Below are 7,297 nucleotides of genomic sequence, written 5' to 3'. Positions count from 1 at the left end.
AAAAAACCGCCCACCCATAGGCAGACGGTATTTGCAGGATGACTTGGTATCAGTCAGCCAATCATCAAACCGCTTGAATTGCAGTCAAGGCGATGGTATAGACGATGTCATCCACCAAGCAGCCACGAGATAGGTCATTGACAGGCTTGTTTAGACCTTGTAGCATTGGGCCGACAGCGATGACATTGGCGTTTCTTTGTACCGCTTTATACAGCGCATTACCGACCGATAGACTTGGGAAAATAAAGACATTCGCCTGACCTGCTACAGGTGAGTTTGGCGCTTTTGATTTTGCCACGCTCTCAACCACTGCTGCATCGTATTGTAGCGGGCCATCGACTGCCAATTCTGGCTTTCTTTGGCGGACGATTTCGGTTGCATTCGCCACCAAATCCACATCCGCGCCTGCGCCTGATGTGCCAGTTGAGTAGCTGATCATCGCTACTTTTGGCTCGATACCAAAGGCTTTTGCCGAATCAGCGGTTTGGATAGCGATCTCTGCCAGCTCTTCGGCATTTGGATTTGGGTTCACCGCACAGTCAGCATAGACTGCCACAGATTCAGGCAATAGCATAAAGAAACAGCTAGATACTAGGCTGTACTGTGGTGCAGTTTTGATCAGCTGAAACGCAGGGCGGATGGTGTTCGCTGTGGTGTGAATCGCACCTGATACCAAGCCATCGACATCGCCCATTTGTAGCATCATCGTGCCTAGTACGACGGTGTCTTGTAGTTGCTCTTTTGCCCCTGCTTCATCAAGCTTACCCTTACGACGCTCAACCATCGGTGCGACATATTGCTCTTGCAAAGTGGCAGGATCGATGATTTGTAGATCGCTTGGTAGGGTTAGGCCTTTTTCATCAGCGACTTTTTGTACTTCATCTTTGGTCGCTAGCAAGATACAGTCAGCGATGCCACGAGTTTGGCAAATCACCGCCGCTTCGACAGTGCGTGGCTCAGCACCTTCTGGTAGGACGATGCGTTTTTTGGCGGCTTGGGCTTTTTTGACCAGCTCAACACGGAATGCCGATGGTGATAGATTTGGCTTACGAGTGCTTGCTTTGATAAATGCTTTGGCATCGCCCGTGGTCGCGACTTCACCAACCACACGCTCGCCATACACTGCTTTGCCGATGCTAAGTAGTGCTGTGTTATCACCCACCAATACCACATCAGCATCTAGCGCTAGTGCCAAATCACGGTTGACTTGGTTGGCATACGGATGCTTTGGATTGATACCTGCCACGACCTTGATGGCGTCGCTGTTTTCGTTTGCTTTGGCATAGATTAGCTCAAGCAAATCATCTAGATTGCTCTTTGCCAAAGCTGTTTCAAATGCCGCTTGACCAAATGATGCAAATGGCAAAAACGCATTGTCAGCGGTTTTGGTTGCAAAGCCATCGATGTCAAATTCTTCGACAGGCACAAGTAAAATTGTCGTCATAGTTTTTCCTAAAAAAATATCTTTATCTAGCTGATTCATTTAAAATCAATCAAAAACGCACCGTCAACACAGTGCGTTTTTATTATTACAGACCAAGCACCGCACGGCTTTCGCTAGCGATTTGGAATTCTTCGTCAGTTGGGATAACCCACAGTTCAACCGCTGAATCTGCTGCGTGGAAGCTACCTTCTGCACCACGGAATAGCTCAGCATTTTTTGCCAAGTCTGCTTTTGCACCAATGTGCTTGAGCGCACCAACGATGGCAGCGCGCATATCAGCGCCATTTTCGCCCACGCCGCCCGTGAATGCGATACCAGTCAGCTCAGGCAAAGCAGCGGTCAAGCCTAGGATGTATTTGGCAGTGCGATAAGCGAACATTTGTAGCGCAAGCTTGGCATCTTCGTTGCCTTCTTTGTCGGCGGCTTCTAGGTTACGCATATCATTTGAGACGGTTGATACACCCAATAGACCGCTCTTTTTGTTCAATAGTGTATCAATCTCATCGATCGACATACCTAGAGTGCGGCTTAGATGGATGTGCAGACCCGGATCGACATCACCGCTACGAGTACCCATCATTAAGCCTTCTAGCGGGGTGATGCCCATGCTGGTGTCTTGGCTTTTGCCGTCATAGACCGCAGTTGCCGAGCAGCCATTGCCTAGGTGAGCGATGATCCAGCCGTGTGTGCCTGCTTTGTCAGTCAGTTCGCTAGCACGGTTTGACACATAGGCGTGTGATGAGCCGTGGAAGCCATAGCGACGGATTTGATGCTCAGTGTATAGTGCTTTTGGCACAGCATAGCGATAAGCGTGTGCAGGCATGGTTTGGTGGAATGCAGTATCAAAGATCGCCACTTGTGGCAAATCAGGATAGATGCTATTGATCGCACGGATACCAGCAGCGTTTGCAGGGTTGTGTAGTGGTGCAAGTGCGGTCAGCTCATCGATGGTCGCTAGCACTTCATCAGTGATGACGGTCGCTGATTTGAATTTATCACCGCCATGTACGACACGATGACCCACTGCCACAGGCTTGTGTTCTTTGATTAGATCTTCTAGGATGACTTTTAGAGCATCAGCATGGACGCCGTTTGGAATCTCGATTACGGTTGCTTCGCCATCTAGGTTTTTGTGCTTGATGCGTGCTTCAGGGTTGCCCAAGCCTTCTGCCAAACCTTCGATACGGCTTTCGCCGTCTTCGCTGATTAGGGCGTATTTGATTGATGATGAACCGCAGTTCAGGACTAGAGTAGGATTCACTAAGCTCATAAATGCTCCGACGTGATATGGTTTGTTGTTGATGTTCCATATGGGTTTGTCCGCCCACATTTTTTGTATGGATAACCAAATAAATTAACCTTGATTGACCCTATTGTCAAGCTATAAATCATAGATTTGAATAAATTAATCCATCATAATAAGTCAAATCATCGCCACGCACCAAAGCCACTTGATACAATTTAACAAAATGTTGACAAAATAATGAACCATCGCCTGGCTTGTGGCATGAAATTTTTGCCAAAAAAACCTGACAATTTTGGCGTAAGTATCTGAAATTATGCTACAATGAGAGCATTTTATTCTCAAGCATTTTGGATAGCGACCATGAAACACACTTTAGCATGGCTTTTGATTGGCTCTGCCGTTTTGCTCACCGCCTGCGGTCAAAAAGGCGCATTATACCTGCCGACAGACAGCACGCCTGCCATTGATAACACGCCAAGTATCGACACTAATGGCGATGCAGCCACCACCAATCCAGATGATTATTAATTGACCCAATTCTTTATCATTGACTAAATATTGACCAAATAATAAGAGATTCTAATGACTTTTTTGCCTGCCAGTCGCACCAAAGATGGTGCGCTTAGCATTGATGCTAGTGTATTGACCGATGCTTTGCCGTATTTTTCTTATGTGGATAATATCCTACATATTGATGGTGTCAGTAGCCAAACTTTAAAATCACACTACGACACGCCCCTGTATGTCTATTCACGCCGTGCGTTATTGGATAATTATCATGCTTATACACAAGCATTTGATGAGATTGAGCATCAGATTTGCTACGCTGTCAAAGCCAACTCAAATCTTGCGGTGCTAAAGACCCTAGCCGATGCTGGTGCGGGTTTTGATATCGTCTCAAAAGGCGAGCTAGCTCGTGTGCTACAAGTCACCGACGCCAAAAAAGTCGTCTATTCAGGCGTGGGCAAAACCCATGACGACATCGAATATGCGCTAAGTGCCGATATCCACTGCTTCAATGTCGAAGCGGTAAGCGAGCTTGATAGCATCAGCCGTGTGGCAGTGAAGCTTGGCAAAACCGCTCGTATCTCCCTGCGTATCAATCCTGATGTCGATGCCAAGACACATCCGTATATCTCAACTGGCATGAAAGATAATAAATTTGGCATCAGTCATGAACAGGCGGTTGCTGCTTATCTGCACGCCAATAGTCTGCCAAATCTACAAATCACTGGTATCGACTGCCATATCGGCTCGCAGCTACTCGATGCACAAGGCTTTAGTGATGCACTTGATAAGCTCATCGAGCTAATTGATGAGTTATCTGCCAATGGCATCACGCTTGATCATATTGACCTTGGCGGCGGTCTTGGCGTGCGTTATATTGACGAAAATCCCGTCAGTGTCGATGACTATGCCAAGCTACTTTTGCCACGCCTAAAAGCACTGGGGCTCAAGCTATATCTAGAGCCGGGTCGTAGCTTGGTCGCCAATACAGGCGTACTCTTGACCAGTGTCGATGTGCTCAAGCCGACTGAATTTAAGAACTTCGCCATCGTCGATAGCTCAATGAGTGAGCTGATTCGCCCTGCACTGTATGAGTCAGTGATGGCGATTATCCCGACAGATTTATCCAAGTCAGGCGATGAGAAAGTATGGGATGTGGTCGGCACAGTCTGCGAGTCGAGCGATTTTATTGGTAAAGATCGCCTGTTGTCACTGTCCGTCGGTGATACTTTGGCGGTGACAGGTGCGGGTGCTTATGGCTTTACGATGGCGAGCAACTACAACACTCGCCCACGCCCTTGTGAAGTGATGGTCGATGATGGCGCACATCGTGTGGTGCGTAAGCGTGAAGTGCTGTCAGATTTATGGCGTGATGAGATTGCTTAATGAGCAAGTTTAGCAAGTCATGAAAAATAAAAAAAAGATGAGCAGTGTCGATTGCTCATCTTTTTTGTGCAAAATCAGCCGTGCAATGCCTTATAAATCGTACTTGCCAAGACCTTGCCAATGCCTTGCACTTCGCTGATGTCCTTTTCGGATGCGCCGAGTAGCTGACCGATACCGCCAAAATGATTGAGCAAATCTCGGCGACGCTTCGCCCCAAGCCCCGGGATGACTTCTAGCACCGAACTACCCCGTTTTTTGTCCCGTTTTTTGCGGTGAGCGGTGATGGCAAAGCGATGCGCCTCATCACGCACCTGCATGATTAGGTGCAATGCTTTGCTATCAGCAGGCAAATCAAGCGGTTCATGATTGACAAAATGCAGCACTTCAAGCCCCGCTTTACGCCCTTCACCTTTTGCCACACCGACAAGCAAGGTATCGTCAAGCTTACCAAGTGCCGTCAGCACTTCGATGGCGATATTCAGCTGACCCTTACCCCCATCGACGAGTAGCAAATCAGGCAATGGCTGTTTGCTATATCGGCGTGTCAGCACTTGTCTCATGGCGGCATAGTCATCGCCTGCGGTGATGTCATGGATGGCGTATTGGCGATAATCTCGCTTACGAGCACCACCTTGATCAAACACCACACACGAGCCAATCGCCGCTTCACCCATCGTATGACTGATGTCAAAGCACTCAATGCGATCAATGGTGCGATCTGTCACATCAGCCAGCACACTTCTTAGCATCTCAAAGCGTGCGTGTAGCTCACGATGGTCTTTGAGTTGTGTGGCAAGCGCATTATTGGCATTGAGCGTGGCAATATTGAGCCAATCAGCTCGGTGCGTCTGCACTCGATGCTTGATGACCGTCTTGTGATTGAACTGACTTGCCAAGACATCAGCCAAAGCATCAGCATCATCAAGCGCTGTATTGACAATGATTTCGCTTGGCAAATCATCACTAACCTGAAAATAAAACGACAGCAAAAACTCGGATAATTTTTCGCCCAGATGTTTGGCATCAGGGGCAATACCATCGGGGAAATAATTTTTGCCACCCAAGACCTGCCCGCCACGCACCGTCAGCACATGGATGGCGGTCACGCCTGCTTGCTCACTGATGGCGAACACATCCGCTTCACCTTCGAGCCGATAGACCGACTGCTTGGCGGACAGATCATTAATCATCGTCAAGCGATCTCGATAAAACACCGCCTGCTCAAAGTTCATCTGCGCCGCTGCTTCTTCCATCTTGGCGACGAGCGTTGCTTGGATTTGTCCTGTATCACCCTGCAAGAATTTCAAGGTCGCATCGACATCAGCATCATAGTCAGCCTGCGATACCATGCCGACACATGGTGCTTTACAGCGTTTGATTTGATACTCAAGACAGGGGCGTTTACGCTGACTAAAAAAAGAGTTGGTACAGCTTCTTAGCATAAACAGCTTTTGCATCAATGCTAGCGAAGTCTTGGCACTCACTGCCGATGGATAAGGCCCAAAAAACCGCCCCTGAACATGATTGCCCTTACCCCGACCGATACCTAGACGGGGGAATTTATCCGTGCTGACATAGACATACAGGTAGGATTTGTCGTCTCTTAGGATGACATTATAAGGTGGTAAGTGATTTTTAATTAAGTTTTGCTCAAGCAATAAGGCTTCGGTTTCGCTTGTGGTGATGATGATTTCGATATCATAAATCCGCTGTACGAGCGCTTGAGTCTTTGGGTGTTCGATGGTCTTAGCAAAGTAGCTATTGACCCGATTTTTGAGTGATTTTGCCTTGCCGACATACAGGATTTCGCCGGTTTTGCCAAGCATCTTATACACGCCTGGTAAGTTAGGCAATCCTTTGACAAGTGCCGACAGATGCACCTTACGATCCACACCATCAGCCAAGATTGGGCGCGCCATCGGATTGACTGACACATCAGCACCATCATCAAAGCCATCATCGATAGGCTCGGACACTTCATCAAGCAATTGGTCTATATCGGGGCGGTCTTGTTGTGTTGGCATGGGTATTTTTATAAATAGATATTGGGATTAGGCTATTTTAGCATGACTTGCCCACAATCAGCTAATATCATCACGCCTGCCAACTTCTGTACAAAAATTAAACAGCTTTATTTCGTGGATAAAGTATGGCACAATACAGTGATTTTTTGAAGGGATAAACTCATGGCACTGACAACCGCCAAAAACAAACTCGGCAAACTCATCAAACAAGGCAAAAAAGCCACCTACCCACAGCTTGTCCCGCACATCATCAAAAGCAAGCTAAACACCTTTGCGCCGTTTTTGGGTGCGGGGATTCGCCTTGAGATGGTGGATTTGGACAATGGCTTGTGTGTGGTGGGACTGCCGATGACACGGCTAAATAAGAGCCTGACCGGTACGCAATTTGGCGCAAGTATGCACATGATGACCGACCCATTTATCTGCACCATGCTAGCGCATAAGCTGGGCAAGGACTATCAAGTGTGGGATATCTCATCGACCATCGAGTATCTGGGCACGACAGAAGATAAAGTCACCGCTCGTATCAAAATCAGCACCGAAGAAGTGCTTGAGATTCTTGAGCTTGTCAAATCAGGCGATACCATCTGCCGTGATTATCATATCGATATCACCGACAGCCATCAAAAAATCATCGCTAAAGTGAGCAAAACCATCGGCATTAAGCGACTTGAAAAAATGTAAATAAAA

General features: G+C 47.6%; 6 protein-coding genes. 3 read left to right on the top strand and 3 right to left on the bottom strand.

Translation table 11 applies throughout. The annotated features are described in order from the left end of the window. Positions 1-64 precede the first annotated feature (64 nt). Entirely contained in the window at positions 65-1,444 is a 1,380-nt protein-coding gene (gene pta, locus Q0N89_RS07265; protein WP_294034905.1) for a phosphate acetyltransferase, read from the bottom strand. Between the two features lie 85 nt (positions 1,445-1,529). Further along, positions 1,530-2,714, bottom strand: a complete 1,185-nt coding sequence (locus tag Q0N89_RS07260; protein WP_253223196.1) for an acetate/propionate family kinase — start codon at positions 2,712-2,714, stop codon at positions 1,530-1,532. Positions 2,715-3,050: 336 nt separating this feature from the next. Between Q0N89_RS07260 and Q0N89_RS07255 the strand changes: the two genes are divergently transcribed. Both Q0N89_RS07255 and lysA read left to right on the top strand, forming a co-directional pair. After that, positions 3,051-3,218: a lipoprotein gene (locus Q0N89_RS07255; RefSeq protein ID WP_294034901.1), complete on the top strand. Its 168-nt coding sequence runs from the start codon at positions 3,051-3,053 to the stop codon at positions 3,216-3,218. 54 nt (positions 3,219-3,272) lie between these two features. Further along, on the top strand, positions 3,273-4,583 hold the full coding sequence (gene lysA, locus Q0N89_RS07250; RefSeq protein WP_294034899.1) for a diaminopimelate decarboxylase: 1,311 nt from the start codon (positions 3,273-3,275) through the stop codon (positions 4,581-4,583). Positions 4,584-4,657: 74 nt separating this feature from the next. On the opposite strand, the gene uvrC is transcribed toward lysA, so the two are convergent. Next, the gene (gene uvrC / locus Q0N89_RS07245) at positions 4,658-6,502 is read right to left on the bottom strand and encodes an excinuclease ABC subunit UvrC (protein WP_294034911.1); all 1,845 of its coding nucleotides are present in this window, start codon (positions 6,500-6,502) and stop codon (positions 4,658-4,660) included. A 267-nt stretch (positions 6,503-6,769) separates the two neighbouring features. Here uvrC and Q0N89_RS07240 point away from each other — a divergent pair, with 267 nt between their 5' ends. Further along, complete coding sequence (locus Q0N89_RS07240; RefSeq protein WP_294034897.1) at positions 6,770-7,291, top strand: DUF4442 domain-containing protein; 522 nt, start codon at positions 6,770-6,772, stop codon at positions 7,289-7,291. Positions 7,292-7,297: the final 6 nt, after the last annotated feature.

The organism is uncultured Moraxella sp. (genome assembly GCF_945873075.1).
In the GTDB taxonomy this organism is placed as follows: Bacteria; Pseudomonadota; Gammaproteobacteria; order Pseudomonadales; family Moraxellaceae; genus Moraxella.
This window is presented reverse-complemented; position numbering and strand designations above follow the sequence as displayed.

What these genes read in the sequence shown, in the direction of transcription:
- pta (WP_294034905.1), bottom strand. Translation starts at nt 1,444, where the DNA reads ATGACGACAATTTTACTTGTGCCTGTCGAAGAATTTGACATCGATGGC.
- uvrC (WP_294034911.1), bottom strand. Translation starts at nt 6,502, where the DNA reads ATGGCGCGCCCAATCTTGGCTGATGGTGTGGATCGTAAGGTGCATCTG.
- lysA (WP_294034899.1), top strand. Translation starts at nt 3,273, where the DNA reads ATGACTTTTTTGCCTGCCAGTCGCACCAAAGATGGTGCGCTTAGCATT.
- Q0N89_RS07240 (WP_294034897.1), top strand. Translation starts at nt 6,770, where the DNA reads ATGGCACTGACAACCGCCAAAAACAAACTCGGCAAACTCATCAAACAA.
- Q0N89_RS07255 (WP_294034901.1), top strand. Translation starts at nt 3,051, where the DNA reads ATGAAACACACTTTAGCATGGCTTTTGATTGGCTCTGCCGTTTTGCTC.
- Q0N89_RS07260 (WP_253223196.1), bottom strand. Translation starts at nt 2,714, where the DNA reads ATGAGCTTAGTGAATCCTACTCTAGTCCTGAACTGCGGTTCATCATCA.